This window comes from Pseudomonas sp. JS425, from assembly GCF_018223845.1.
GTDB lineage: Bacteria > Pseudomonadota > Gammaproteobacteria > Pseudomonadales > Pseudomonadaceae > Aquipseudomonas > Aquipseudomonas asiatica.
In genome coordinates this window covers 902,771-927,631 of sequence record NZ_CP073661.1, presented here as the reverse complement: position 1 = coordinate 927,631, position 24,861 = coordinate 902,771, and the positions used below count along the sequence as shown (strand labels likewise).

The window sequence follows — 24,861 nt, the reverse complement described above, 5'->3', positions numbered from 1 at the left end:
AATTTGCCGGGGAATTTGTTTTTGCCTGTACCGGCCTCTTCGCGGGTAAACCCGCTCCCACAGGTTCCGTGCGGGGTTCAGGAAATGCGCGATTCCTGTGGGAGCGGGTTTACCCGCGAAGAGGCCGGTACAGGCCGCTCAAAGCTCGTGGATCTGCGGATACTGCCCGAACAACTCCCGCATATCGCCAAAGGCCTGGCGCAACTTTGCCTCGGAACACTCGGCGCCCACGCACAAGCGCACGGCCCGTGGCCGCGGTGTACCGCGCACCAGGAACGGCTCCGGCGGCGTCACCGCAATCTGCCGGCGGCGCAAGGCACGCACCAGGCTGTCCACTTCCCAGCGCTCGGGAATGTTCAGCCAGGCACCCAAGGCATGGGCGTGCTGACCACGCACATACTCCCCCAGGTACTCACGCAACAACGCCTGACGCTCGCCCAGCAAGGTGCGCTGCAGCGCCACCAGTTGCGCCGCGCGCCCGTCGTTGATCCAGCGCGATGCAATCTCCGCCACCAGGGGCGTGGCCATCCAGCTGTTGACCCGCAAGATGCTCTCGGTGCGCAGCGCCAGCCGCTTGGGCATGGCCAGATAGCCCACGCGCAGGCCGGTAAGCACCGATTTGGTCATGCTGGTGCAGTAGAACGACAGCTCCGGCGCATAGGAACTGAGCGGCCTGGCATGGCTGCCACCCAGTAGCGGGCCGTAAACGTCATCTTCGATGATATGCACGCCAAAGCGCCGGGCAATTTCGGCAATCTCCTGGCGCCGGCTGTCGGGCATCAGGCTGACGGTCGGGTTGTTGAGGTTGGGTGTGCACACCAGCGCGGTCACCCGCTCGTTGCTGCAGATGTCCTCGAAATGTTCCGGGTTGATGCCCTCGCGGTCCATCTCCAGGCCCTTGAGGGTGAAACCGAGCACCTGTGAATTGCCGATCACGCCATGGTCGGTCAACCCCTCGCACAGCACCACATCATCCGGCCCGGCCAGCGAGGCCAGGGCCAGGAAGATGGCGTGGGCGGCGCCGTTGGTTACCAGCACATCGTCACGCTCGACCTGCATGCCCAGGCCGGCAAGCCAGCGCACCGCGGCCTCGCGGTGGCTCTCGAAACCGGCGATGGGCCGGTAGGCATGGATCCACGGCTGCTCCTCTTCCACGGCCAGCTCGGCGCAAGTGTCGCGCCAGATGCGCTCATGCACCTGGGTGTGCAGGATGCGGGTGATGGAGAAGTCGACCAGGGTACGCTCGGGCAGGTCGATGATGTCATCCGACACACGGTCGCTCATGCGCCGGCTGACGAAACTGCCACGGCCGATCTCGCAACGTACCAGGCCTTGGCGCTCGAGTTCCTTGTAGGCATTGGTCACGGTCTGCACGCTGATGCCCAGGGCATCGGCTACCTGTCGCTGCGGTGGCAGGCGCTGGTCATGTACCAATACGCCGCGCTCGATCTCGCCGGTGACGGCCTGGACCAGGATCTTGTATTTGGACTCGCCGATGCGGGCCGCGTCCAGGGCTGCCTTCCAACTGTTCATCATGAGGTTCGCTTCGCTTGCCGGGGCCAGGGTCACAGCATCCCCCGTACAAGTGCTTCGGGCAATTGTCCTAGTGCAATGCCATCGCCGTTTCAGCTTTTGTATGCTCGCCCCAAGGTCGAACTCCCGCTGCCTGGCAGCCTCGAACAAAAGACCGACCTGCTATCGCTGTTTTGCTCCACTGCCTCCTAACACAGAGCCGTCGACGACGGTTTTTATAACAAACAGGAGCTTCATTGATGAGCCAGCCTTTCAACGTTCCACGCCCCTTCCAGCGCCTGCTGATGGCCTGTGCCGCCGTCGGTGTGCTCGCCAGCGCCCAGGCCGCCAGCCTGGACGAGATCAAGGAAACCAGCCGCATCCGCATCGGCTACGCCAACGAAACCCCGTTCGCCTTCACCGAAACCGATGGCCGTGTAACCGGTGAGTCACCGGAAATCGCCAAGATCATCTTCGAGAAAATGGGCATCAAGCAGGTCGATGGCGTGCTCACCGAGTGGGGTTCGTTGATCCCGGGCTTGCGCGCCGGGCGCTTCGATGTGATTGCAGCAGGCATGTACATCACCCCCGCACGCTGCAAGCAGGTGATCTTCACCGACCCGCAGTACGCCCTGCCCGACACCCTGCTGGTGGCACAGGGCAATCCGAAGAACCTGCACAGCTACGCCGACATCGCCAGGAGCCCGGACGTGAAGCTGGCGATCATGGCCGGCACGGTCAACCTCGCCTATGCCCGCGACTCCGGCATCACCGATGCGCAGATCCTTCAGGTGCCGGACACCACCGCCCAGTTGCAGGCCGTGCGTGCCGGCCGCGCCGATGCTGCCGTGGGCACCCAGCTGACCATGAAGGGCCTGGCGAAAAAGGGTGGCGACAAGGTCGAGGCGATCAGCGACTTCACGGATGACCCGGCCCACACCGGCTACGGTGCCCTGGCCTTCCGCCCCGAGGACAAAGCCCTGCGCGACGCGGTCAACGCCGAGATGAAGAAGTGGCTGGGCAGCGAGGAGCATCTGAAGACCGTCGCGCCGTTCGGCTTCGACCGCAGCAACGTGACTGACAAGACCGCCGCCGAGCTCTGTGCCCAGCAGTGAATCGAGGTGGCATGGCGCTTGCCGTGCCATTCCCTGTGTAATCCGATTATTCAGGTCGAACCATGGGTGAATTGATACCGTTGTTACTGCAAGGCGCCTGGATCACCATCCAGGTGACCTTCTTCGGCTCGCTGCTGGCCATCGTCGCCGCGATCCTCGCCGCCCTCGGCCGGCGTTCGTCATGGCGGCCATTGAGCTGGCTGTGCGTGGCCTACATCGAGCTGTTCCGTGGCACCTCGCTGCTGGTGCAGTTGTTCTGGCTGTTCTTCGTATTGCCGCTGCCACCGTTCAACGTCGAACTCAGCGCCTACACCGTGGCCATCGTCGGCCTCGGGCTGCACATCGGTGCCTACGGTGCCGAAGTGATGCGCGGGGCGATCAGCTCGGTGGCCAAGGGGCAGTACGAAGCCTGCACCGCGCTGAACATGCCCGCCACCACCCGCTTCCGGCGGATCATCCTGCCGCAGGCATTGCTGGCGGCCATCGCACCTGGCACCAACCTGCTGATCGAACTGCTGAAGAACACCTCGCTGGTGTCGCTGATCACCCTGTCGGACCTTAGCTTCCGCGCCCGTCAGCTGGACCAGGCGACCTTCCAGACCCTGGAAATCTTCAGCCTCACCCTGCTGCTCTACTTCGTCCTGGCGCAGGTCATCAACTTCCTCATGCGTCGGGTCGAACGGCGCCTGAGCCGTGGTCGCCTGCGGGGGAGCCTGTCATGAATTTCTGGGACTGGAACTACGTCGCACAAATCCTCCCCGACTTGCTGCAGGCGTCGCTGAAAACCCTGGGCATCACCTTGGTTGGCTTCCTGATCGCAGTGGTGCTGGGCCTGTTCCTGGCCATCGCCCGACGCAGCCGCCAGGCCTGGCTGTCGTGGCCGGTGGCATTGCTGATCGAGTTCATCCGCAGTACGCCGCTTCTGATCCAGGTGTATTTCCTCTACTACGTGCTGCCCAACTACGGGGTGAACATGACGGCCATGCAGGCCGGCATCATCGGTATCGGCGTGCACTACGCCTGTTACCTGGCCGAGGTTTACCGCGGCGGCCTCGACTCGGTGGCGCGCAGCCAGTGGGAAGCGGTGGTCGCCCTCAACTTCGCGCCGTGGACCGCCTACCGGGCAGTCATCCTGCCCCAGGCGATTCGCCCGATCCTGCCGCCGTTGGGCAACTACCTGATCGCCATGCTCAAGGACACCCCGGTGCTGTCGGCCATCACCGTGGTGGAAATCATGCAGCAGGCCAAGAACGTCGGCTCCGAAAGCTTCCGCTACCTCGAGCCGATCACCCTGGTCGGTCTGTTCTTCCTGGCCTTGAGCGTCGCTCTGGCCTACCTCGTTCGGCGCCTTGAAGTGCGCCTGGAGCTCCGCTGATGATCGCCCCTGTGACCCACTTCGCCACTGCCACCGCCACCCAGCCGCTGGACACCCACATGCCCACACCGGCCATTGCCCAACCGATCGTCAGCTTCAAGGACGTGACCAAACGCTACGGCAGCTTCACCGTGCTCGACGGCCTCAACCTCGATGTCGCCCCCGGCGAAAAGGTGGCGATCATCGGCCCCAGCGGCTCGGGCAAATCGACGTTGCTGCGGGTACTGATGACGCTTGAAGGCATTGACCAGGGCATGATCGAAGTCGATGGCGAATCGCTCACCCACATGCCCGGGCGCAACGGCCAGCAGCTCATCGCCAACGAGCGCCATGTACGCAAAGTGCGCGCGAAGATCGGCATGGTGTTCCAGAGTTTCAACCTGTTCCCGCACATGAGTGCCTTGCAGAACGTGATCGAAGCCCCGGTCCAGGTACTGGGCGTGAAGCCCTCCGAGGCGCGCGAACGGGCTGCGGAGCTGCTGGAGATGGTTGGCCTGGGCAACAAGTTCGAGCATTACCCGTCGCAATTGTCCGGAGGTCAGCAACAACGCGTGGCGATTGCCCGGGCGCTGGCGATGCGACCCAAGGTGATGCTGTTCGACGAAGTGACCTCGGCGCTGGACCCGGAACTGTGTGGCGAGGTGCTGAACGTGATCCGCCGGTTGGGCAGCGAACACAACCTGACCATGCTGATGGTGACGCATCAGATGGGCTTTGCCAGGGAGTTCGCGGATCGGGTGTGCTTCTTCTACAAGGGGCAGATCCACGAACAGGGGACGCCGGCGCAGATCTTCGAAAACCCGCAACAGGAGCGGACCCGGGCGTTCCTCAGTGCAGTGCGGGAGGCGAACTGACCGGCGATCGTCGCGTCAGTACTCGCGCCGCTTGCGAAACGCCCAGCGCCCCACCAGCACGGTGAAGGTCGCCACCAGGGCCACCAGCACCCAGAAACCATGGGGGTTTTCCGCCAGCGGCACACCCCCGACATTCATGCCGAAGAAACCGGCGATGATGTTGATGGGCAGCGCCAGCACGGTCACCACGGTCAGGGTGAACAGGGTGCGGTTGGTCTGTTCGTTGAGCTTGGCGGCGATTTCTTCCTGCAACAGCTTGATCCGCTCACCGAGGGCGGTGAGGTCGCTGATCACCAGGGTGAACTCTTCTGTGGCCGCGCGCAGCTGGCGTATGTCCTGTTCCTGCAGCCAGTCGGGCGGCCGGTTGAGCAGGCGCAGCAGCGCCCCCGGCTCCAGCGCCAGCAGGCGCTGCAAGCGCACCAGCACCCGGCGCATGCTGCCCAGTTCGGCGCGGTTGTCGCTCAGGCGCTGGGACAGCAACTGGTCTTCGATGCGGTCGACGCTGGTGGTGGTTTCACGCACGATCTGGGTCAGCACATCGCCCTGGTCGCGCAACAGATGGACCAGCAACTCGATGGACGAATGAAAGCGCTCGCCATGCTTGACCGACGAGCGCAGCTTGTCGACCGAATGCAGCGGCTGCAACCGCGCGCTTACCAGCAACTGGCTGCTGGCGCAGGCCCACAGCGTGGAGATGTCCGAGGACACCAGGCCGAAGTTGAACACCACATCGTTGACCACCGCCAGCAGTGCCGAGTCGGCGTGTTCGATACGGGTCGAGCGCGAACCTTCGCGCAGGGTTTCGAAGAAGGCTTCGGGCAACTGCAGGTGGGTGCGCAACCAGCGTTCGCAGGCAGCGTGGGCCAGGTTCAGGTGCACCCAGAGAAACTCGCCAGGTTCCAGCGGCTGGCCGAGCGTGCGCAACAACTGCGCCGAATCGATTTCGCGCCCCGGCTGGCCAGGGCGGAAGGCGAAGGCGTAGAGCAGGCCGAACAGGTCGTGGTCCTGTGGCAGATGCAGCGCGGGATGGCCCATTCGAACTCGCAATGAGGCACGGGGAGATGGCAGAAAGGTTGCTGAATATTCGTTGCAGTCAGATGACAGCTGGATAGCTGAAAGCCCTTTGGGCTGCGCTGTCGCGTAGAGAGCCGAATTCGCAAGCGGTCCGCATACCCTGTGGGAGCGGCTTTAGCCGCGAAGAATCCAACGCGGTGCATGGCACCGGCTGCGCCGGTGTTCGCGGCTAAAGCCGCTCCCACAGGGTCCCTGCTAATTCAATGAGTTATGTGCAGCCTTATGAGAGCGGGCACACCCGCTCCCACAGGATGCGCAGTGCGAAACCTGAGAAAGCGCCTCCATCACTTCACAAATTCCTGAACTGATTATTTGCCCGCAGCGATTTTTCCCCTCGCCAACCGCCACCAGAATCGCTTCACCACAATCACAAGAACCGTGAGGCCACTCCCGTGGACCAGACACTCCAGGTACGGCAAGCCGCCGCCGACCTCGTTGCGGCGTTCGCCAGCAACGACACCGCTCGCTATTTCGCCTGCTTCAGCGAAGACGCCACCTTCCTTTTCCACACCCTGCCGCAACCGCTGCTGTCGCGCCATGCCTACGAGCAACTCTGGGCCCAATGGCAGGCCGACGGGTTTGCCGTGCTCGCCTGCGAATCGGGCAATGCCCAGGTGAGCCTGCAAGGTGACATGGCGATCTTCATGCATGATGTGGCCACGCACATCCGCATCGCCGGCGAAGAACACCAGTTGAGCGAGCGCGAAACCATTGTCTTCCGCCGCCACGGCGAACGGTGGCTGGCCTGCCACGAGCACCTGTCGGTCGTATCGCCGGCCTGATCCCCTTTACGCGGCCCTGCCGCCCTGCCATCGCACCCACAAGAAGGCCCGCGCACTGCGCCGGCCCACAACAACCGCGCTGGAGCATCACCATGAGCCACTCGACCGGTATCGAGACCAACGGCGTCGAACAGATCCCCGACGATCAACGCGACGCCTCCCCGCTGGACCTGTTCCGCCTGATCTTCGGCGGCGCCAATACCTTCGCCACGGCCGTGCTGGGCAGCTTCCCGGTGCTGTTCGGGCTGTCGTTCCAGGCCGGCGTGTGGGCGATCCTGCTCGGCGTCGGCGTAGGCGCGCTGATCCTCGCGCCCATGGGCCTGTTCGGCGCGCTCAACGGCACCAACAACGCGGTGTCGTCGGGTGCGCACTTTGGCGTGCACGGGCGCATCGTCGGTTCGTTCCTGTCGCTGCTCACCGCGGTGGCATTCTTTTCGCTGTCGGTGTGGAGCTCGGGCGACGCCCTGGTCGGCGGTGCCAAGCGCCTGGCCGGCCTGCCGGAAACCGACCTGACCCTGGGCCTGGCCTACGGCCTGTTCGCGGTGCTGGTGCTGGTGGTGTGTATCTTTGGCTTCCGCTTCATGCTGTGGGTCAACAAAATCGCCGTGTGGGCCTCGAGCCTGCTGTTCCTGCTGGGCATCGTTGCCTTTGCCGGGCCGTTCGACGCCGGTTATGCGGGTAGCGTAAACCTCGGCCAGGCGGGCTTCTGGGCGGCATTCGTCGGTGCGGCGATCCTGGCCATGAGCAACCCGGTGTCGTTCGGTGCGTTCCTCGGCGACTGGTCACGCTACATCCCGCGTGAAACCCCAAAGGCTCGCATCATGCTGGCAGTGATCGCGGCCCAGGGCGCGACACTGATCCCGTTCCTGTTCGGCCTGTGCACCGCCACCCTGGTGGCCACCCAGGCGCCGGACTACATCGCCGCCAACAACTACGTCGGTGGCCTGCTGGCGGTGGCGCCAAGCTGGTTCTTCCTGCCGGTGTGCCTGATTGCGGTGATCGGCGGCATGTCGACCGGCACCACCGCGCTGTACGGTACTGGCCTGGACATGTCCAGCGTGTTCCCACGCCTGCTCAGCCGTGCCGGCGCCACCCTGCTGATTGGCGTGCTGGCGATCGGTTTCATCTTCATCGGCCGCTTCACCTTCAACCTGGTGCAGAGCGTGTCGACCTTCGCTGTGCTGATCATCACCTGCACCAGCCCGTGGATGGTGATCATGATCCTCGGCCTGATCACCCGCCGCGGCTTCTACCATGCCGACGACCTGCAGGTGTTCACCCGCGGCCAGCGTGGCGGCCACTGCTGGTTCCTGCATGGCTGGAACTGGCGCGGCATGGGGGCGTGGATCCCCAGCGCGGCGGTGGGCCTGTGCTTCGTCAACCTGCCAGGACAGTTCGTCGGCCCACTGGGCGACCTGGCCGGCGGCATCGACCTGAGCCTGCCGGTCACCCTGGGGCTGGCCGGTGTGCTGTACCTGCTGCTGCTCAACCTGTTCCCCGAACCTGCCGGCGTGTATGGCCCCCAGGGCCCGCGTTGGGTGCGTTGCAAAAGCACCGCGCACTCGCCGGTAACCACCGCCGAAACGGCCTGACTGGAAACCGACCATGACCACTTCCCACTACATCGCCGGCCGCTGGGTCGAAGGCCAGGGCAGCGACTGCATCAGCGTCAATGACCCGGCCTTTGGGCAACCGTTTGCCGAACTGAAGGCCGCCAGCGTCGCCCAGGTAGACCAGGCAGTGACCGCTGCCCGTGGCGCCCTACCCGCCTGGAAAAACACCAGCGCCAGCGAACGCGCCGCCTACCTGCGCGGCTTTGCCGAACAACTCGGGCAGCGCCGTGAAGCATTGATCACCTTGCAGATGCGCAACAACGGCAAGCCACGTCACGAGGCGGAAATCGACCTGGACGACGCCATCGCCACCTTCGGCTACTACGCCGAACTGGCCGAGCAACTGCCATCGAAGAACCGCGATGTGCCGCTGGCTGCGCCGGGTTTCAGCGCTCGCACCCGCCTGGAACCAGTGGGCGTGGTCGGCCTGATCGTACCGTGGAATTTCCCGCTAGTGACCAGCGCCTGGAAGCTCGCCCCGGCCCTGGCCGCTGGTTGCACCGTGGTGCTCAAGCCATCGGAAGTCACCCCGCTGATCGAACAGGCCTATGGCCAGATCGCCGATGCCCTGGAGCTGCCGGCCGGGGTGTTGAACATCGTCAACGGCAAGGCCGAAACCGGCGCTGCACTGAGCAACCACAATGGCCTGGACAAGCTGTCGTTCACCGGCAGCAATAGTGTCGGCAGCCAGGTAATGCGCAGCGCTTCGGCGCAGTGCCGGCCGGTGACGCTGGAGCTGGGCGGCAAGTCGGCGATCGTGGTGTTCGATGATTGCGACGTGGGCCAGGCAGTGGAATGGATCGTCGCCGGCATCACCTGGAACGCCGGGCAGATGTGCTCGGCCACTTCGCGGCTGCTGGTGCAGGACGGCATTGCCGATGCATTGCTGCCGCGTTTGCAGGCCGCACTGGAGCAGCTACGGGTCGGTAATCCATTGACCGAAGAGGTCGACATGGGGCCGCTGACCAGCCAGGCGCAGTGGCTGAAGGTGGCCGGCTACTTTGCCACGGCGCGGGAAGAAGGCCTGCAGTGCCTGGCCGGTGGCAAGGCGCTGGACCGTGATGGCTGGTTCGTCAGCCCGACGCTGTATGCCGATGTGCCGAAAGACAGCCGCCTGTGGACCGAGGAAATCTTTGGCCCGGTGCTGTGCGCGCGTCGCTTTGCGACCGAGGAACAGGCGATTGCCGAGGCCAACGATAGCCGCTTCGGGCTGGTGGCTACGGTGTGCTCCGCCGATCTGGAGCGCGCCGAGCGGGTGGCCGATGCGCTGGAGGTTGGCCATGTGTGGATCAACTCGGTGCAGGCGGTGTTCGTCGAGACCTCGTGGGGTGGCACCAAGGGTAGCGGGATCGGGCGTGAGCTGGGGCCTTGGGGGTTGTCGGCCTACCAGTCGGTCAAGCATGTGACGCGCTGTCTGGGTTGAGATTTCCGGGGCCGCTTTGCGGCCCTTTCGCCGGCAAGCCATATGCCATCCCTGTGGGAGATTCTATGGTTTTAGGGAAGTTTTTTAAGCGGCTTTTGACCGATACTCATCTCCGCTTTTCAGTAGGGCAAATACTACTCGCGCCAATTTGCGTGCGAGCATGACAAGCGATGCTGTCGTGCTAAAACCACGTGCCAGGCGCTCTTCGTAGTACGATTTCCATACTGCCGTGCGGCATGCCGACATGGCTGCGTTGTGAAGGAGGCGTCGAGCTTCGGGGTCTCCTCGCTTCGTGAGCTTGGATTGCCCTTTTTTCTGCCCCGACTGCGCAATCCTCAGATCCATACCCAAAAAGGCGATAAACGCATCACCCCCGCTGAAGTTGCCACGCTGAAACGTCGCAGTCAGGCGTGCAGCCGTTAGAAAACCAATCCCCTCGACCTTCATGCAGCGCTTTACCTGAGGCATCAGTCCGGCCTTTTCCAGCAGACCCTTGATCATCTTCTCCACCAGCAGCTCAAGCCGCTGCATCGCACGCAGATGTGTCTTGAAGGCGGCTCTAAGTAGCGGTTCATTAGCCCATCCCTGAGACAGGCTGGTTCGTGCCTGGACCAGTCCCGCACGTCGCCGAAACAGGCTCAGAAGTTGTCGATAGATAGCCGGTGGCGGCGCCCAAGGCGTAAGGTCCTGTCCTTCGTTCTTCAGATAGCGGGCCAACAGCTGGGCATCAATTGCATCTGTCTTAGCGCGTACGTTGACGCCTTTGCGGTAATGGCTCAGGGCGTAACCATCTACCACGTAGATCGTATGCCCAAACTCAAAGGCCAGATCCGTAAACAGAACGTGATAAATGTTGGTCGCCTCGATGGCCACGGACATCGCACCCGAGAGGCCTTTGAGCCATTTCTTAATAGCTGCTTTGGTATTGGGGATTGCTATGAGCTCTGCTGATTCATCGTCCCAGATGACCAGTTCCGCTTTGGCCACATCCACGCCAATCAGCCGCTTTGAATCAGCAACCACCATTGCCATGAGCAACTCTCCTCGATAGTGTTGAAGCACTTGAAGGGTCACCCAGAGGCGCTGGCTTGTGTCTTTCGTCGGTCTGAGCCCGGAAGCATTCTTTATCGGCGCTTGGGTGAAAAGGGAGGAGGGGCGAGATCTCCCACGGTCTGTACTGCGCTAACAGTCAGAAGCTGGCTTTGTCCCTCCTCCTCCCTTCAAGTCTAACCATACAAGCTGGCTTGCCGGCGATCGAGGGCGAAGCCCTCGCCTTGCCCCCCTCAGATGTAAGACTTTTCCCAACCTGAAACCAAATGCTTCAGCTGGAAGTAGCTTGGGAATTATCCTACCCGCGCCGCAGCCGTTTCTCTGTTGTTGAACAGGAGCATCAGGGCTAATTTCCCTGGGTCGTCACAAATGGCGACCGGGTGTGAGAGCCCGTGCTGATCTGGTTGCAACCTCAACGGTAGCTGTGCGCGGGCAGGCTTGGTCCTGGCCGGGTTCCTAGGTCTCCGGTCTCTCACCCCGCGTACGGCTGCCACCCGATCCTGTGAGAGGGAATGAGGTGGTAGCTCCTGACCGACCTAGGGAAACGCAATGAATAAACTTGTGCCCGATCCACCTGTAAAACCTGGCTCCCGCCCGTTCTACACCATCAACAACGACTTGCCCTCACCCGAGGCACTTCGTTACGTCTCGCAATTGCTGCTCGGCATTGAGGACACCCTCGACGAATACATCTGCGCCAACGCTGGCGAACCGGGCATCGGGTTGTTGGTCAATACCGTGCATAACGTGCAAATGACCCGGGCGCTCAACCAGTTGCTGTTGAACCGCGAGTAAGGCCTGGAATTGATGCCGGGCTCACCGGCCTCTTCGCGGGTAAACCCGCTCCCACAGTGATAGCGCAGGCCTGAAGGGCAGCACCGTACCTGTGGGAGCGGGTTTACCCGCGAAGAGGCCGGCACAGGTGATACAAAACTTTGCGTCCGCGTGACTTTGCCCGCCCACCGCAAAGTCCCACTTCCTGGTACCCCCACAATCACAACACCAGGCCGGACCACCCATGCACCCTCAACGCACCGCCTTGCACAACGAACTGCACGCCCGCCCGTCGCTGTATTTCGACGGCCCGGCGCATGTCTTCCACCTGGCCTTGCTCGGCGGCGATGCTGCCTGTGCGGCACTGCTGCAACGATGCTGCCCGGATGCCCTGGACACCGCAGCCGCCCAAGGCATCACCCGCCTGGATGGCCATCCGTTCAAATGGGAACGGCACACCGAGTTCTTCACCCTGACCCTGGTGGTGCCCTGCACTGCCGCCGACACCGAGTGGCAAACGCTGCCGCCGGTGCTGGCCGAGGCTATCGCCCCGCAAGCGGCGCAAGTGATCAATGCGGTGCAGGTGCTGGTCCGTGACGAACACGAACTGGACCTGCCCCACTACGGTTTCAAGGACCCGTGCGGCTCCTGCGTCGGCGGTGGCGATGCGGTGGTGTGGAGCGATTTTCGCCTGACCGAGGACGGCACCAACCGCTTCCTGTTCATCAACCGTCGCCTCAATGCCTACCGACAGGGCCGCATGATCCGCCGTCTGCTGGAGATCGAGACCTACCGCATGATGGCCTCGCTGACCCTGACCACGGCCAAGGACCTCAGCCAGGAACTGGATGCCTTCGACAAGACCCTGGTCAACCTCTCGGAGCGAAGTGCCGGTGTCGATGACCATGATTCCAAAGGCTTGCTGGAAGCCATTGCCCACCTGTCACGCCAGGTGGTCAGCCGTACGGTGAAAACCCGCCACCGCTTCGGCGCCACGCAAGCCTATGCGCAACTGGTGTTCGAACGCCTGGGCGAGCTGCGGGAAAGCCATGTGGGCGATTGCCAGCGCCTGGGGGTTTTCATCGAACGCCGGTTCAAGCCAACCGTGCGCTACTGCGCGGCCACCGAGCAGCGCCTGGAGCAGCTGGCAAAGAACGTGGCCAACCTGGGCGACCTGTTGCAGGCGCGGGTACAGGTGGAAATGGAAGAGCAGAACGCCGAGATCCTGCGCAGCCTCAATGCCCGGGCCGATGCCCAGGTGAAGATCCAGCGGGCGGTTGAGGGGCTGTCGATCATTGCCATCACCTACTACCTGCTGAACTTGTTCAAGCTGCTGTATGGCGGGCTGAATGTGCTGGGGTTGGGGCTGACGGCGCGGGATGGGCTGTTGGCCATGGCGCCGCCTGTGCTGTTGGTGTTGCTGGTGATTTTGCTGAGGATCAGGCAGGCCAAGCAGCATTGAGGGTTGGGGGCGCCTTGCGCCCCTATCGCGACACAAGGCCGCTCCTACAGGGACTGCACATTTCCTGTAGGAGCGGTCTTGTGTCGCGATGGGCTGCAACGCAGCCCCCGATGCTCACACCGGCTCGTCAGCCGGCCGTGCATTCTCTTGCACCAACACCATGCTCTGCGGCGACGACAGGGCAATACCTTCATCACGCAGGCGCCCAAGGATGGTAAACAACAGGTCACTGCGCGTACCGGACACCTGCCGCGGCCCCGCCACGTAACCACTCACACCTATCACCATGCCGCTGCTGGTCAGGTCCTTGAAGGTGACCGAGGTAGCCGGCGCATCCAGAATCGCCTCGTGCTCCTGGTAAGCCGCCAGCAGCAGTTCACGCACGCGGTTGGCATCGGTCTCCAGCGGCATGGTCAGGGTAATGCCGACCACGCCCAGGGCGTTGCCCATGGTCACGTTACGCACGTTCTGCGAGATGAACTGCGAGTTGGGCACGATAACCGTCGAGCGGTCGGACATCTGGATCTCGGTGGCGCGCACGTTGATACGGCGAATGTCGCCCTCGACACCCGCCAGGCTGACCCAGTCGCCCACCTTGACCGGGCGCTCGGTCAGCAGGATCAGGCCGGAAATGAAGTTCTGCACGATCTGCTGCAAGCCGAAACCGATACCCACCGACAGGGCACTGACCACCCAGGTCAGGCTGGTGAGGTTGATGCGCAGGGTCGACATCACCAGCATGGCCAGGAAGATGAAGCCCAGGTAACCCACCAGAGTCACCAGCGAGGCACGCATGCCGGCGTCCATGTCGGTTTCCGGCAGCAGGCGATCGCTCAGCCAGCGCTTGACCACGCGGATGGCGAACAGGCCGCCGAGGAACATCACCACTGCCAACAGAATGTCCTGGGGGACAATGTTCATGTTGCCCAGCAGCTTGCCACCGGTCTCGTCCCAATCACCCAGGCTCAACAGCAGTTCGCTGGGGCTGGTGCCCGACGGCATCAGTGCCAGCAACAACGCCAGGAACAGCACCACGGTGCGGCCGATACCGGCCAGGATGGTGCTGGCCTGGGCCTGGTGACGTGGCGCCAGGCCCAGGGTCGAGGCCAGCGCCAGGCCGCCGGGCTGGCGGGGCGACAGCAGGGTTTCGCACAGGTCGCCAAAGAATGTGGTCAGCAGGTAGGCACAGGTAATCACCAGGCTGACCCACAGCAGCTTGGCGGTGAGGAAGTAGGCGAGTGTCAGGTAACCGGCGAGCAAGGCCAGCAGGATCAACGTAAGCCAGATCACCATCACGAACGGGATCAGCCCGGCCAGGCCTGTGGGGCGCTCCAGGTCATGCTTGCGCAGGGTGCGGCGGTAACGCAGCAGCGCACCGGCGAAGGTGAACGCCACTACCAGCGCGGTCAGGCCGTTGACCGCCACGGTCAGCGCCAGGCTGGCACCGATCACGCTGTTGATGCGTTCCATGGTCATCATGACCATCAGCGCCAACGCCAGCACCTTGGGGAACCAGCCCAGGGCGCTGGCCACTTCATCGTGAATAGGCGGCAGGCGCCAGGACGGACGCTGCAGCATCAGCATGGCGCGGCCCAGGCCGGTGATGAAGGCACTGAACACCACCAGGGCAAGTACATGATTGGCCAGGCTGGCGATATCGGCGCCCAACTCGGCGCTGCTCTCCAGCCCCCAACGCAGCAGCGAGACCGAGCCGGCGATGGTGCCCAAGGTTGCCAGGCTGACACCCAGCGCCAGCGCACTGCGGCGCAGGCGGCCTTCGGGCAGCCAGCTGACCATGGCGCCGGCGAGAAGGCGCTCGAGCACGCGGCGCACCAAGGTCCAGACCAGGATTGCCGCCACCAGGCTGGTAATGAACAACCAGCGATTTTCAGCGCTGAAGGCACTGCCGATGGCATCAGCCGTCTCACCACGCAGGTCACGCAGGCGTGCCACATCGTCCTGGGTGGGGCGAATGATGCTCTGCCAGAATGCCGGGGTCAGCGGTGAGGCCGCGCGGCTGGTGATCTGCGAGTTGAACTGGCTGCGGCGCAGGTTGACGATTTGCGTGGACAAGTCGCGCGCCGACTGGGTCAGCTTGGAGGCTTGGTCCTGCTGCGCCACCAAGGCCTTCTTCTCGGCCTCCAGCGCTTTACGCTGCTGGGTCAGGGTAGCCGCCTCGTCCGGCTGGACCGGGCCGATGACCTTGAGCTTGTCGTCGACTTTTTCAACATCAGTGGTGCGCAGGGCAGTCAACGCGTCGGCCTGACGCTGCACCTGCATTGCGCCCAGGCGCAACTGCGAAAGCAGATCGTCATTGGCGTCGCTGGTAACGCCCTGGCGTATCTGGTCCAGCCGCTCGCTCAACTGCTCGATGCTGGCGTTTTCATCCAGCACGTCCGCTTCGGCAACCGCCAGATTGGACAATGGCGTGGCCGGGGCCGACCAGGCCGGGCTGGCAATGGCCAGCATCAGGGCCATGAAAACCATCAGGCCTGGACAATAACGGGCAAGGCTGACACGCCTCATCGAATATTCCTCTTTACAATTCGATTTGGCGGGGGATTCTACGCGGCTTCACACGATCAGGAGAGTGCCGTTTCTCGTTTGAGCAACTGCTGTTTGCGCTCGATGCCCCAGCGGTAACCACTGATGTCGCCGTCGCGGCGGACCACCCGATGACAGGGGATGGCCACGGCGATGTGGTTGGCCGCGCAGGCCATGGCCACCGCACGCACCGCCTTGGGCGCGCCGATGCGCTCGGCGATGTCGGTGTAGCTGACCCGGCTGCCGGCCGGCACCTCGCGCAGGGCTTGCCACACCCGCTCCTGGAACGCAGTGCCTTGCACATCCAGTGGCAAGGCCAGGCCCAGGGCGGGTGCTTCGACGAATCCCACCACCTCGGCGACCAACCGTTCGTAAGCACTGTCGCCGCCGACCAGGTGGGCCTTGGGGAACTGGTCCTGCAGATCGTGCAGCAGGGCCTCGGGATCGTCGCCCAGCAGGATCGCGCAAATGCCCTTCTCGCTCTGGGCCAGCAGGATGGCACCCAAGGAGCATTGGCCAAGGGCGAAGTGGATGGTTGCCCCGGCGCCGCCGGCGCGGTATTGCCGCGGACGCATGCCCAGGCGCTGGTCGGCGCTTTCGTAGAAACGGCTGTTGGAGTTGTAGCCGGCGTCGTAGATGGCATCGGTGACAGAGCGCTGGCCATCTTCCAGGTGAGCGCGCAGGCGCCGGGCACGGAAAGCGGTGGCATAAGCCTTGGGGGTCAGGCCGGTTTCGGCCTTGAACAGGCGATGCAGGTGAAAAGGGCTGACGGCCAGTTGGGCGCTGAGTTGGTCGAGGCTGGGTGCCGGGTCGATGGCTTCGATCAGGCGGCAGGCGCGGGTGACCAGCTGGCTGTGGCGGGTGGCGCTGGTGGTGGCGGTGCAACGTTTGCAGGCGCGGTAGCCGGCGGTTTCGGCGGCAGCTGGGGTGTCGTAGAACTCGACATTGGTTCGCTTGGCAAGACGCGATTTGCAGCCGGGGTGGCAGTAGATGCCGGTGGTGCGCACGGCGTAGACGAAGTGGCCGGTGGCGGCGGTTTCGCGGGATTCTACGGCTTGCCAGCGTTGGTCGGGGGTGGTGTAGGAGTTCATTGGTAAATGTCCAGATAGGTTGTTGCCTGTGCCGGCCCTTTCGCGGGTAAACCCGCTCCCACAGGTACTGCATAGCCTTTCAAGGCTGTGGATATCCCTGTGGGAGCGGGTTTACCCGCGAAGAGGCCGGCACAGGCAGTGCAAAACCTCAAGCCCGCCACAGGTACCAGGCCGCCACGGTGCGGTATGGCCGCCAGCCGCCACCCAGCGAACGCATTTGCGCCGGCGTCGGCGCCTTGTCCAGCCCCTTCAGCCGCCGATACCCCTCGCGCACGCCAAAATCGTCGACCGGCAGAACGTCCGAACGCGCCAGGCTGTAGATGAGCAACATCTCCACCGTCCACCGCCCTACCCCGCGCAATGCCACCAGCCGTTCGATCAACGCCTCGTCAGCCATGGCCAGCGCCTCTTCCCGGCTCGGCACCAGGCCATCCAGCCGGCCTTGGGCAATACCCTGGATCGTCGCCATCTTGCTCGCGGAAAAACCACAGGCGCGCATGGTTTCCGGTGTAACCGCCAACAACTGCTCCGGCCCTGGGAACGCAGCCTCCGGGAACAACGCCAGCAAGCGCCCAAGAATTGCCTCGGCAGCACGGGCATGCAACTGCTGGTAGGCAATCGCTCGCACCAGCACTTCGTAAGGCTCACGCCCCGGCGTGGCCTGGTGCAGGCAAGGCCCGGTCGCCTCGATATGCCGCGACCAGTCCGGGTCGAGCGCCGCAAGGTATTCAGTGGCCTCACGGTAGGCTTCAGGCGATAGGTCGGACAGGATCATGGCACCTCCAACGGGTCGATTGCAGGCCCAGCTTAACGCAGCCGTTCATCGGACAAACGCCGATTCTTGCGCGGCTAATTCCTGGCAGGGTATTGCTCGGCACCATCGCCCCGCAACCGCACCGTGCGCCGGTACGACTGCCGGGCAAAGCACACGAACAACCCGGCCATCAGCGCCAGCGCGATGGGCAGACCATGCGGCGCCACATCCATCGCCGCACCGCTGACCAGCGGCCCGACCAGGCTACCCACACCCCACAGCAAGCCCACGCTGGCATTGGCGGTAACCAGGTCCTGCCCCTTGAAGCGCTGCCCGATCAGTACCAGCGCCAGGGTATAGATGCCGCCTGCCACGGCGCCCAGCAGCACCAGCAGCGGCCATAGCAACCAGGTCAGGTTCAGCAGCCAGGGCAGGCCGATACCGATCGCCATCGCCAGCAGCCCGCATACCAGGTGCAGCCCGGTGCGCTCCACCCGGTCGGCCAACCAGCCAAGCGGCAACTGGAACAACATGTCACCGGCAAACACGACGGTCACCATCAGCGCCGCCACGCCCACGGCAAAGCCATGGCTGGTGGCATACACCGGCAGCAGCGACAGCACCACGGCATCGAAGAACGAGAAGAACAGCACCGCCACGCATAGCGCCGGCGCCACACGGAAGAAACCGGCCAGGCCGAAGCTCTTTTCACCTTCTTCATGTTCCACATGGTCGTTGGGTACGGTCAGCACGATGCACAGCAGCGCCAGGCCATAGCAGGCGGTGACCATACCGGTGATCCACGGGCTGTCGGCGCCCAGCACCGCCAGCATTGCCGGGCCGAGCACCTGGAAGCCGGTGAAGCTGGTGGCGTACAGGGCCATGATCTTGCCGCGGTTGTGCTCCGGGCACAGTTCGTTGACCCACGACTCGCCAAGGATGATGGCGATACCCATGCCCAGCCCCAGGCCCAGGCGCAACAGCGCCAGCTGCCACAGCGAGCCGAACGCCGACTCGAGCAAGGCAATGCTGAACGTGCACAGGCTGAAGCACAGCAGGTAGATGGTGCGCCGGGTCAGGTGGCGACAGCAGGCGTCGACCAGGAACGCCGAGAGCATCATGCCCGCAGCGGGGATGGCCGAGATGATGCCGATTTCCAGGGTGCTCGCACCGGCTTCATGCAGGCGCAACGACACCAGCGGCAGGCTGGCCCCCAAACTGAAACCCACGACCGAAACGGCGAACAACAGGCCCGCCAGCAAACGCATGTTCATGTACCACTCCTTACAAACCGAAAAGACGTGCAGACACAGGCGCGCACGCCAGGGCGGCGAGCGACGCGAAAGCGCAGATCAGTTCAGGCGAGGTGTGGCGAGAAGGTGAAGGCAAACAGCACGCTGCGGCGACGCTTGAGCACCGTGTCGCGCGGCCACGCACGACGCAGGGCCTGGAAGGCAGGCTGGCGGGCGTTCGGCAGGGACTGGGTACGGCACATTGCTTTGACTACTACGCAGGTGGTTGAAGAAAGGGCGGACTCTAGGCCACCGCAGGTTGGCTCGTCAATTGCCCAGGGGGCCTCTACGAGGCCGTTTCGCGACACAAGGCCGCTCCTACAACAGTACGCAGTCCCCCTGTAGGAGCGGCCTTGTGTCGCGATGGGCTGCAAAGCAGCCCCGGCAATATCAGCGCTTGCCGGTACTTGGCAAGAACACCGCCAGCAACCCGAACAAAGGCAGGAACGAACACACCTCGTACACGTACTCGATGCCACGCAGGTCCGCCACATACCCCAGCAAGGCCGCACCGATGCCACCAAAGCCGAACATCAGCCCGAAGAAGATCCCGGCAATCATGCCCACGCTGCCCGGAACCAGCTCCTGCGCATACACCACGATCGCGGAAAACGCCGAAGCCAGGATAAAGCCGATCACCACGCTCAACACGGTGGTCCAGAACAGATCGGCATACGGCAGCACCAGGGTGAACGGCGCCACGCCAAGGATCGAAAACCAGATCACGGCCTTGCGCCCGATGCGGTCACCGATCGGCCCGCCAAAGAAGGTACCCGCCGCCACCGCACCAAGGAACAGGAACAGGTGCAGCTGCGAGCTGGCCACCGACACATCGAACTTCTCGATCAGGTAGAAGGTGAAATAGCTGGTAAAGCTGGCCATGTAGAAGTACTTGGAGAACACCAGCAGGCCCAGCACGATCAGCGCCGCCACCACCCGCCCGCGGGAAATGCCGTGGGTCGCCTGCACAGCCTTGCGCGCCTTGGCCTGGTTGAGGTGCTCCTTGTACCAGCCACGCAGCATCAGGGTGACGCCGAGAAAGAACAGCGCAGCCAGGCCGAACCAGGCCACGTGGCTCTGGCCGAACGGAATGACAATGGCTGCCGCCAGCAGCGGCCCCAAAGCCGACCCGGTGTTGCCACCGACCTGGAAGGTCGACTGGGCCAGGCCGAAGCGCCCGCCCGATGCCAGGCGCGCAATACGCGAGGTTTCCGGGTGGAAGGTCGACGAACCGATACCCACCAGGGCCGAGGCCAGCAGAATCATCGGGAAGCTGCCGACGAAGGCCAGCATCACGATACCCACCAGGGTACACAGGGTGCCCAGTGGCAGCAGGTTCGGTGCCGGTCGGCGATCGGTAAAGAAGCCGACCCAAGGCTGCAGCAGCGAGGCGGTGATCTGGAACGTCAGGGTGATCATGCCGATCTGGGCGAAACTCAGGTCGTAGTTGGCCTTGAGCATCGGGTAGATCGCCGGCAGCACAGACTGGATCAGGTCATTGATCAGGTGCGCCAGGGCGCAGAAACCGATTATGCGCATCACCAGCGGCGTGGCTTGGCTCGCCGCCGCACTGGTGGGCGCCGTGGAGGCGCTACTGATAGCCATGTGCCTGAATCTCCGTCCGTAGTTTGGGATCCGATTATCGGAAAACAAATAGATACATAGCTACCTTTTATTTCCTTTGTCCGCGACACACTTGAAAATGGTTCTCAATATAATTAGCATCCTTGGCCAAAACACCCGTCATCGTTGGGCGAAACGGCCCTAATCACGAGCACACCAACCCAATGAGCCCAATGCCCGTTCGCGTCCGTCCACGGCAGATCAACGCGCACCGCAGCCATCTGGGCAAATGGCTGGCGCTATTGTTCCTCCTGGGGCTGGCCGCTACCGCCTACCTGTACTGGCCGCTGATACAGCGCCTGGGCAGCGAATTGCATACCGATGCAGGTGAACGCCGCAGCATCCGCCTGGCCGATGGCACCACCCTGCACCTGGGCAGCGCCAGTGCGATGAACGCCGACCTGCGTGGCCGCACGCGCCAACTGCACCTGGTGCAGGGCCGGGTATACCTGGAAGTGATGCTCGACGGCAGGGCCATGGAGATAGCAGTGGGCGACGCGCGCATCCAGGTGTTCGGTACCCGCCTGCAGGTCGCCCGCCATGCAGGCCATGACGAACTGGTGGTGCTCAGTGGCAAGGCCATGGTTATCCAAGGCAGCGAACAGCGCATGGTATCGATGGGTGAGCGGGTAACCTTCGATGGCGCGCATATCGGCCCGGTACGGAAAGCCGACCTCAAGGCCGCCGATGGCTGGCGCAGCAGGCAGTTGAAAGCCGGTGACATGCCGTTGGGCAAGGCAGAACCCGGGCCTGGCCGCTAAGTTTTTGAAAGCGTGCAAATTTTTTTTGAAATGAGTGTTGACAGGGGGGCCGTTCAAGAGAATAATGCGCGCCATCGGCTACATAGCTCAGTTGGTTAGAGCATAGCATTCATAATGCTGGGGTCCGGGGTTCAAGTCCCTGTGTAGCCACCAAACAAGACGAAGGGCTTACCGCAAGGTAAGCCCTTTTTCTTTGCCTGCGAAAAATACCACAGGCCTGCACCCTTCCCGTACAGGGCATGCAATTGCCACCTCAACGCATTCCGGTCACCGCCACGGCCAGGCCCAACCCGATCAGCGCCAGGCCAATAACCCGGTCCACCAGCCTTTGCCGCTCGATCATCGCCTTGCGCAATGCCGTACTGGAGAAAAATACCGCCACCAGGCTGAACCACACCCAGTGAGCAATGGACATGAAAGCGCCGTAGGCAAAATCCAGCGCCAACGAGCTGCCCGGTTGCACTACCTGGGTGAAGGCACTGATCACGAACAGCATGGTCTTGGGGTTGAGGGCGTTGGTCAGAAAGCCCGTGCGCAGGGCCTGCGTTACGCTGGTGGCTGATGCGGCAACCCCGTCGAGGCTGATACGCCGGGTGTTGGTCAGCGACTGGAAACCCAGGTAGACCAGGTAACCCGCGCCCAGCACTTTCATGCCCAGGAACAGGGTCGGGCTCTGGCTGATGATCACCGCGATGCCCAGCACCGTGTACAGGACGTGCACCTGCACTCCCAGGGCAATGCCCACGGCGGCAGCCAGCCCGGCCTTGCGGCCTTGTGCATAACTGCTGCGGGTGACCATGGCGAAGTCGGCACCGGGGCTGATGACGGCAAGCAGGGTGAACAGGGCTACGGCAATGAGTTCGGTCATGCTGGTGGCTCTCGATAGACGATGGAAATGCACAGACCGGGTAATTATCGAGAGCTTATAGACCAGGAAAAATCGATTTATAGTGAAGCAAATCTGATAGCTTTCCTCACAGATATCTAGAGCCTGTGTCGGCCTCTTCGCGGGTAAACCCGCTCCTACAGGGGCGGCGTATCACCTGTGGGAGCGGGTTTACCCGCGAGAGGTCGGCACAGACAAACAGGAATGCCATGAAACTGCCGCCACTCAACGCCTTCCGCTACTTCGACATAGCCGCCCAGACCGAGAGCTTCGTGCGCGCCGCCGAGCACCTGCATGTCACCCATGGCGCCGTCAGCCGCCAGGTGCGTCTGCTTGAAGAAAGCCTTGGTGTGGAGTTGTTCGAGCGCCGCAACCGGGCCATTTTCCTCACCCCTGCCGGCCGTGCCTTGCAGGGCACTACCCAGGCGATCTTCGAGCAGCTCGAAGGCGCCGTGCAGCGTTTGCAACAACAGGCCCGCGACAACGTACTGGTGCTGTCGTGCGAGCCGACCATCGCCATGCGCTGGCTGATCCCGCGCCTGCCCCGCTTACACGCCGCCCATCCCGACCTGCAGTTGCACCTGGTGGCCGCTGGCGGGCCATTGGATTTCGCACGTAGCGGTATCGACCTGGCAATTCGCCGCGATGACTTCCACTGGGACAAACAGCTGTACAACCAGAAGATCTGCGACGAATGGATCGGCCCGGTCTGCCACCCCACCGCCCCCCTCCAACTCGAAGGCCAGCGCCTGCTGCACAGCGCCACCCGCCCCGGCGCCTGGCCCAACTGGCTGCGCCTGAGCGGCCAACAGGTCCGGCACACCGAGCGCAGCGACTACCAGCACTTCTACCTGTCGATTCAGGCCGCCAGCGCCGGCCTGGGCCTGGCCATGGCCTCAGCCCTCATGGTGCGCGACGAACTCGACAATGGGCAGTTGCAGGCACCGTTCGGCTTCGTGCGTGACGGCTCGGCCTACCACCTGCTCAGCCCCTTGCCGCTGGAAGACGACGGCAAGCGCCAGCGCTTCGCCACGTGGGTGATGGGCGAATGCAGGAGCTGCCTGGGTCATCTGGGCTTGGTACAGAACGACGAACCCGCACGGCCGTCACCACCCCAGGTACGGTAACCCGCGGTATCCACATGAATACGCCCGGAGGGGTAGCGCCCCAGGCCCATGTTCCAGGCCTGGCCGTATTGCTGCCAGAACCGGCACAGCGGGTTGGGGTCCGCCCAGTCGGGCAGCAGGATATCGACAGCGAACGCCCGGGTATGGGCGCTGTTGGCCGCCCCGCCGGCGCAGGCATTCAGGCGCGGGGCTCGATAGGCTGAAACCACTTCGAACTGACGCAGGATGCCCTGGTCATGAAGCGTCTTTATCAGCGAGAGCGTCGAGCGCACTGCCGGCCAGTTGCTGGCGGGCGGCACGGCGAAGGGGGACGCGTGGCACTGCTTCCAGTCCGAAGCCGAACGCAGCAGCTGATGGATCGGCACCACGCCATAAAGACGGGCATCCACAAGCATCTCGCGAAATGGCCGTGTCTGATGGTCCCCGGCCCATTGCGCGAACAACCAGATATCACGCTCATCGGCCTGCGCTCCTGCACCCAACATGCCCAGCACCAGCGGCAGCCATCCTGCCCTTTTCATCCCTGCTCCCCTTGCCACAGTATGTGCCACGCTGCCGAATACGGCTGCGCCCAACAAGGAGTTAAGCATGCACAAGATGGCATTACCGAGCCTTGCCGCCCTGGCCTTCAGCGGCCTTGCAGCCGCCGATGCGCGAATCGACCTGGGCGACGCCCAGCGCGTCACCCGCCTTTTCGCCTTCCCCAACAACTGTCACGTGATCTGTTATCGCGACTGGACCCTGGAGCAAACCGTAGAACACTATCTGACTCAGAGCGTACGCCGCGACGGCCATGCCGCGGCCCAGGTGCATGTAAGCCGCGACAACGATCGCCTGCACGCAACCATCAGTGGCGTACCCGCCAACTATGCAAAACCCCTGCGCAAGCTGCTCGACAGCGGTGAACTGGCCTATCAGGCGGCCACCCGGCTGAACGAGGACGGCAAATGGTCCTACGACTGGTATCTGTTCCTGCCGCTGGGCATGGCCCTGCAGAACCGCCGCAGCATCGAACTGCTGCACTTCCCGCCGGACTACTCGCTGACCCAGGCCCAGGACTACCTGCGCTCCAACACCACCGACCGCTGGGCCGAGCTGTTGACATTCAATGGCGTCGACGCCAGCCAGACCCCGGCCTACCAGACCATCATCGATATCGCTCCCATCGCCGCGCCCGCCAGCGCGGGTGAAACGCTGAAGGAAACCTACAGCTACTTCAAGGACTACCAGGTGCGCATGGTCAGCGAGATGACCCTGCAAAACCCCGCCAGGCCTCTGCCGATGGTGGCATTCGGCGCGCCGGTACGCAGCTGGATCCAGCAGCAGTACGGGCCGCAGGTGAATGTGCTGGGCCTGGTCAGCATCAGCCCGCAGGCAGGTGCCAAGGTACCGGTACTGGGTGCCAACCACCCTAGTGCCATCTGGTATGCGGCAAACAAGGACAGCCACGGCGGCGACCAGGATGCAGCTGATGCTGCCGGCTTGAAAATGATGGGGCAGGACCTGACGGCAGCCTGCTGGCAGGCAGGGATGGGGCGCAATCAACGGGCCGATGCCAAGCTGACGCTGGATGCCTGCTCGACCAAGTGGCAGGTTACACAAAAGAAACAAACCTGCGAGCTGTTCTTCCGCACCATTCGCAAGTACACGCCGGAGCAGGCGGCGGCAAAATGCAATACCGGCAGCGTGACCAGAAGCCTGCGCGACCTGGCCAAGCCGATGGAGGCTCAGCCACAGGACCTGTGATTG

Annotated in this window: 22 protein-coding genes, 1 tRNA gene and 1 pseudogene; 13 read left to right on the top strand and 11 right to left on the bottom strand. The window is 63.3% G+C overall.

Annotated features, from left to right (window positions below; all coding sequences use genetic code 11):
- Nucleotides 1–138 precede the first annotated feature (138 nt).
- Nucleotides 139–1,533, bottom strand: coding sequence for a PLP-dependent aminotransferase family protein (locus KDB76_RS04210; protein WP_031324447.1), 1,395 nt, complete (start codon nucleotides 1,531–1,533; stop codon nucleotides 139–141).
- Between the two features lie 239 nt (nucleotides 1,534–1,772).
- On the opposite strand from KDB76_RS04210, the gene ehuB reads away from it, so the two are divergent.
- From ehuB to ehuA, 4 genes are all read left to right on the top strand, one after another.
- The gene (gene ehuB / locus KDB76_RS04205) at nucleotides 1,773–2,627 is read left to right on the top strand and encodes an ectoine/hydroxyectoine ABC transporter substrate-binding protein EhuB (protein ID WP_013970845.1); all 855 of its coding nucleotides are present in this window, start codon (nucleotides 1,773–1,775) and stop codon (nucleotides 2,625–2,627) included.
- 62 nt (nucleotides 2,628–2,689) lie between these two features.
- Nucleotides 2,690–3,349 (top strand): ectoine/hydroxyectoine ABC transporter permease subunit EhuC, encoded by a 660-nt coding sequence (gene ehuC, locus KDB76_RS04200; RefSeq protein ID WP_013970844.1) that lies wholly within the window; start codon nucleotides 2,690–2,692, stop codon nucleotides 3,347–3,349.
- Nucleotides 3,346–4,002, top strand: a complete 657-nt coding sequence (gene ehuD / locus KDB76_RS04195; RefSeq protein WP_003256382.1) for an ectoine/hydroxyectoine ABC transporter permease subunit EhuD — start codon at nucleotides 3,346–3,348, stop codon at nucleotides 4,000–4,002. The genes ehuC and ehuD overlap by 4 nt, the downstream gene beginning before the upstream one ends.
- A gap of 59 nt (nucleotides 4,003–4,061) precedes the next feature.
- Nucleotides 4,062–4,856 carry an ectoine/hydroxyectoine ABC transporter ATP-binding protein EhuA gene (gene ehuA, locus KDB76_RS04190; protein WP_164842880.1) on the top strand — a complete coding sequence of 265 codons (795 nt, stop codon included), beginning with the start codon at nucleotides 4,062–4,064 and terminating at the stop codon, nucleotides 4,854–4,856.
- A 15-nt stretch (nucleotides 4,857–4,871) separates the two neighbouring features.
- Here ehuA and KDB76_RS04185 read toward each other — a convergent pair whose 3' ends face one another.
- Nucleotides 4,872–5,891: a transporter gene (locus KDB76_RS04185; RefSeq protein ID WP_024086247.1), complete on the bottom strand. Its 1,020-nt coding sequence runs from the start codon at nucleotides 5,889–5,891 to the stop codon at nucleotides 4,872–4,874.
- A 431-nt stretch (nucleotides 5,892–6,322) separates the two neighbouring features.
- Here KDB76_RS04185 and KDB76_RS04180 point away from each other — a divergent pair, with 431 nt between their 5' ends.
- From KDB76_RS04180 to KDB76_RS04170, 3 genes are all read left to right on the top strand, one after another.
- A complete protein-coding gene (locus KDB76_RS04180; protein ID WP_013970841.1) occupies nucleotides 6,323–6,712 on the top strand; it encodes a nuclear transport factor 2 family protein in 390 nt (129 codons plus the stop codon).
- Between the two features lie 92 nt (nucleotides 6,713–6,804).
- Nucleotides 6,805–8,304 carry a cytosine permease gene (locus tag KDB76_RS04175; RefSeq protein ID WP_038408683.1) on the top strand — a complete coding sequence of 500 codons (1,500 nt, stop codon included), beginning with the start codon at nucleotides 6,805–6,807 and terminating at the stop codon, nucleotides 8,302–8,304.
- Nucleotides 8,305–8,317: 13 nt separating this feature from the next.
- On the top strand, nucleotides 8,318–9,748 hold the full coding sequence (locus tag KDB76_RS04170; RefSeq protein WP_013970839.1) for an aldehyde dehydrogenase family protein: 1,431 nt from the start codon (nucleotides 8,318–8,320) through the stop codon (nucleotides 9,746–9,748).
- A gap of 84 nt (nucleotides 9,749–9,832) precedes the next feature.
- On the opposite strand, the gene KDB76_RS04165 is transcribed toward KDB76_RS04170, so the two are convergent.
- Entirely contained in the window at nucleotides 9,833–10,780 is a 948-nt protein-coding gene (locus tag KDB76_RS04165; RefSeq protein WP_038408539.1) for an IS110 family transposase, read from the bottom strand.
- A 567-nt stretch (nucleotides 10,781–11,347) separates the two neighbouring features.
- Here KDB76_RS04165 and KDB76_RS04160 point away from each other — a divergent pair.
- Both KDB76_RS04160 and KDB76_RS04155 read left to right on the top strand, forming a co-directional pair.
- Nucleotides 11,348–11,593: a hypothetical protein gene (locus KDB76_RS04160; protein ID WP_024086246.1), complete on the top strand. Its 246-nt coding sequence runs from the start codon at nucleotides 11,348–11,350 to the stop codon at nucleotides 11,591–11,593.
- A gap of 223 nt (nucleotides 11,594–11,816) precedes the next feature.
- Complete coding sequence (locus tag KDB76_RS04155) at nucleotides 11,817–13,034, top strand: DUF3422 domain-containing protein (RefSeq protein ID WP_013970837.1); 1,218 nt, start codon at nucleotides 11,817–11,819, stop codon at nucleotides 13,032–13,034.
- A 114-nt stretch (nucleotides 13,035–13,148) separates the two neighbouring features.
- Here KDB76_RS04155 and KDB76_RS04150 read toward each other — a convergent pair whose 3' ends face one another.
- The 6 genes from KDB76_RS04150 to KDB76_RS04125 all read right to left on the bottom strand — a co-directional run bounded on the left by KDB76_RS04150 (nucleotide 13,149) and on the right by KDB76_RS04125 (nucleotide 20,320).
- Nucleotides 13,149–15,560 carry a DUF3772 domain-containing protein gene (locus KDB76_RS04150; RefSeq protein ID WP_024086244.1) on the bottom strand — a complete coding sequence of 804 codons (2,412 nt, stop codon included), beginning with the start codon at nucleotides 15,558–15,560 and terminating at the stop codon, nucleotides 13,149–13,151.
- 56 nt (nucleotides 15,561–15,616) lie between these two features.
- A complete protein-coding gene (gene ada / locus KDB76_RS04145) occupies nucleotides 15,617–16,669 on the bottom strand; it encodes a bifunctional DNA-binding transcriptional regulator/O6-methylguanine-DNA methyltransferase Ada (RefSeq protein ID WP_038408681.1) in 1,053 nt (350 codons plus the stop codon).
- 148 nt (nucleotides 16,670–16,817) lie between these two features.
- Nucleotides 16,818–17,444: a DNA-3-methyladenine glycosylase gene (locus tag KDB76_RS04140; RefSeq protein WP_013970834.1), complete on the bottom strand. Its 627-nt coding sequence runs from the start codon at nucleotides 17,442–17,444 to the stop codon at nucleotides 16,818–16,820.
- Nucleotides 17,445–17,518: 74 nt separating this feature from the next.
- Entirely contained in the window at nucleotides 17,519–18,697 is a 1,179-nt protein-coding gene (locus KDB76_RS04135) for an MFS transporter (RefSeq protein ID WP_038408679.1), read from the bottom strand.
- Between the two features lie 83 nt (nucleotides 18,698–18,780).
- Nucleotides 18,781–18,918 carry a hypothetical protein gene (locus KDB76_RS04130; RefSeq protein WP_164842885.1) on the bottom strand — a complete coding sequence of 46 codons (138 nt, stop codon included), beginning with the start codon at nucleotides 18,916–18,918 and terminating at the stop codon, nucleotides 18,781–18,783.
- Nucleotides 18,919–19,105: 187 nt separating this feature from the next.
- Complete coding sequence (locus KDB76_RS04125; RefSeq protein WP_023661338.1) at nucleotides 19,106–20,320, bottom strand: MFS transporter; 1,215 nt, start codon at nucleotides 20,318–20,320, stop codon at nucleotides 19,106–19,108.
- A 182-nt stretch (nucleotides 20,321–20,502) separates the two neighbouring features.
- Here KDB76_RS04125 and KDB76_RS04120 point away from each other — a divergent pair.
- Nucleotides 20,503–21,075: pseudogene (locus KDB76_RS04120) on the top strand (FecR domain-containing protein); the annotation flags it as partial.
- Nucleotides 21,076–21,175: 100 nt separating this feature from the next.
- A tRNA-Met gene (locus KDB76_RS04115) sits at nucleotides 21,176–21,252 on the top strand.
- A 100-nt stretch (nucleotides 21,253–21,352) separates the two neighbouring features.
- On the opposite strand, the gene KDB76_RS04110 is transcribed toward KDB76_RS04115, so the two are convergent.
- A complete protein-coding gene (locus KDB76_RS04110) occupies nucleotides 21,353–21,967 on the bottom strand; it encodes a LysE family transporter (RefSeq protein WP_024086240.1) in 615 nt (204 codons plus the stop codon).
- A gap of 227 nt (nucleotides 21,968–22,194) precedes the next feature.
- Between KDB76_RS04110 and KDB76_RS04105 the strand changes: the two genes are divergently transcribed.
- On the top strand, nucleotides 22,195–23,112 hold the full coding sequence (locus KDB76_RS04105) for a LysR substrate-binding domain-containing protein (RefSeq protein ID WP_038408677.1): 918 nt from the start codon (nucleotides 22,195–22,197) through the stop codon (nucleotides 23,110–23,112).
- Here the strand turns inward: KDB76_RS04105 and KDB76_RS04100 are convergent.
- A complete protein-coding gene (locus KDB76_RS04100) occupies nucleotides 23,052–23,633 on the bottom strand; it encodes a D-Ala-D-Ala carboxypeptidase family metallohydrolase (RefSeq protein ID WP_038408675.1) in 582 nt (193 codons plus the stop codon). The two genes, KDB76_RS04105 and KDB76_RS04100, sit on opposite strands and share 61 nt — an antisense overlap.
- A gap of 67 nt (nucleotides 23,634–23,700) precedes the next feature.
- On the opposite strand from KDB76_RS04100, the gene KDB76_RS04095 reads away from it, so the two are divergent.
- Nucleotides 23,701–24,858: a hypothetical protein gene (locus KDB76_RS04095; RefSeq protein WP_013970828.1), complete on the top strand. Its 1,158-nt coding sequence runs from the start codon at nucleotides 23,701–23,703 to the stop codon at nucleotides 24,856–24,858.
- Nucleotides 24,859–24,861: the final 3 nt, after the last annotated feature.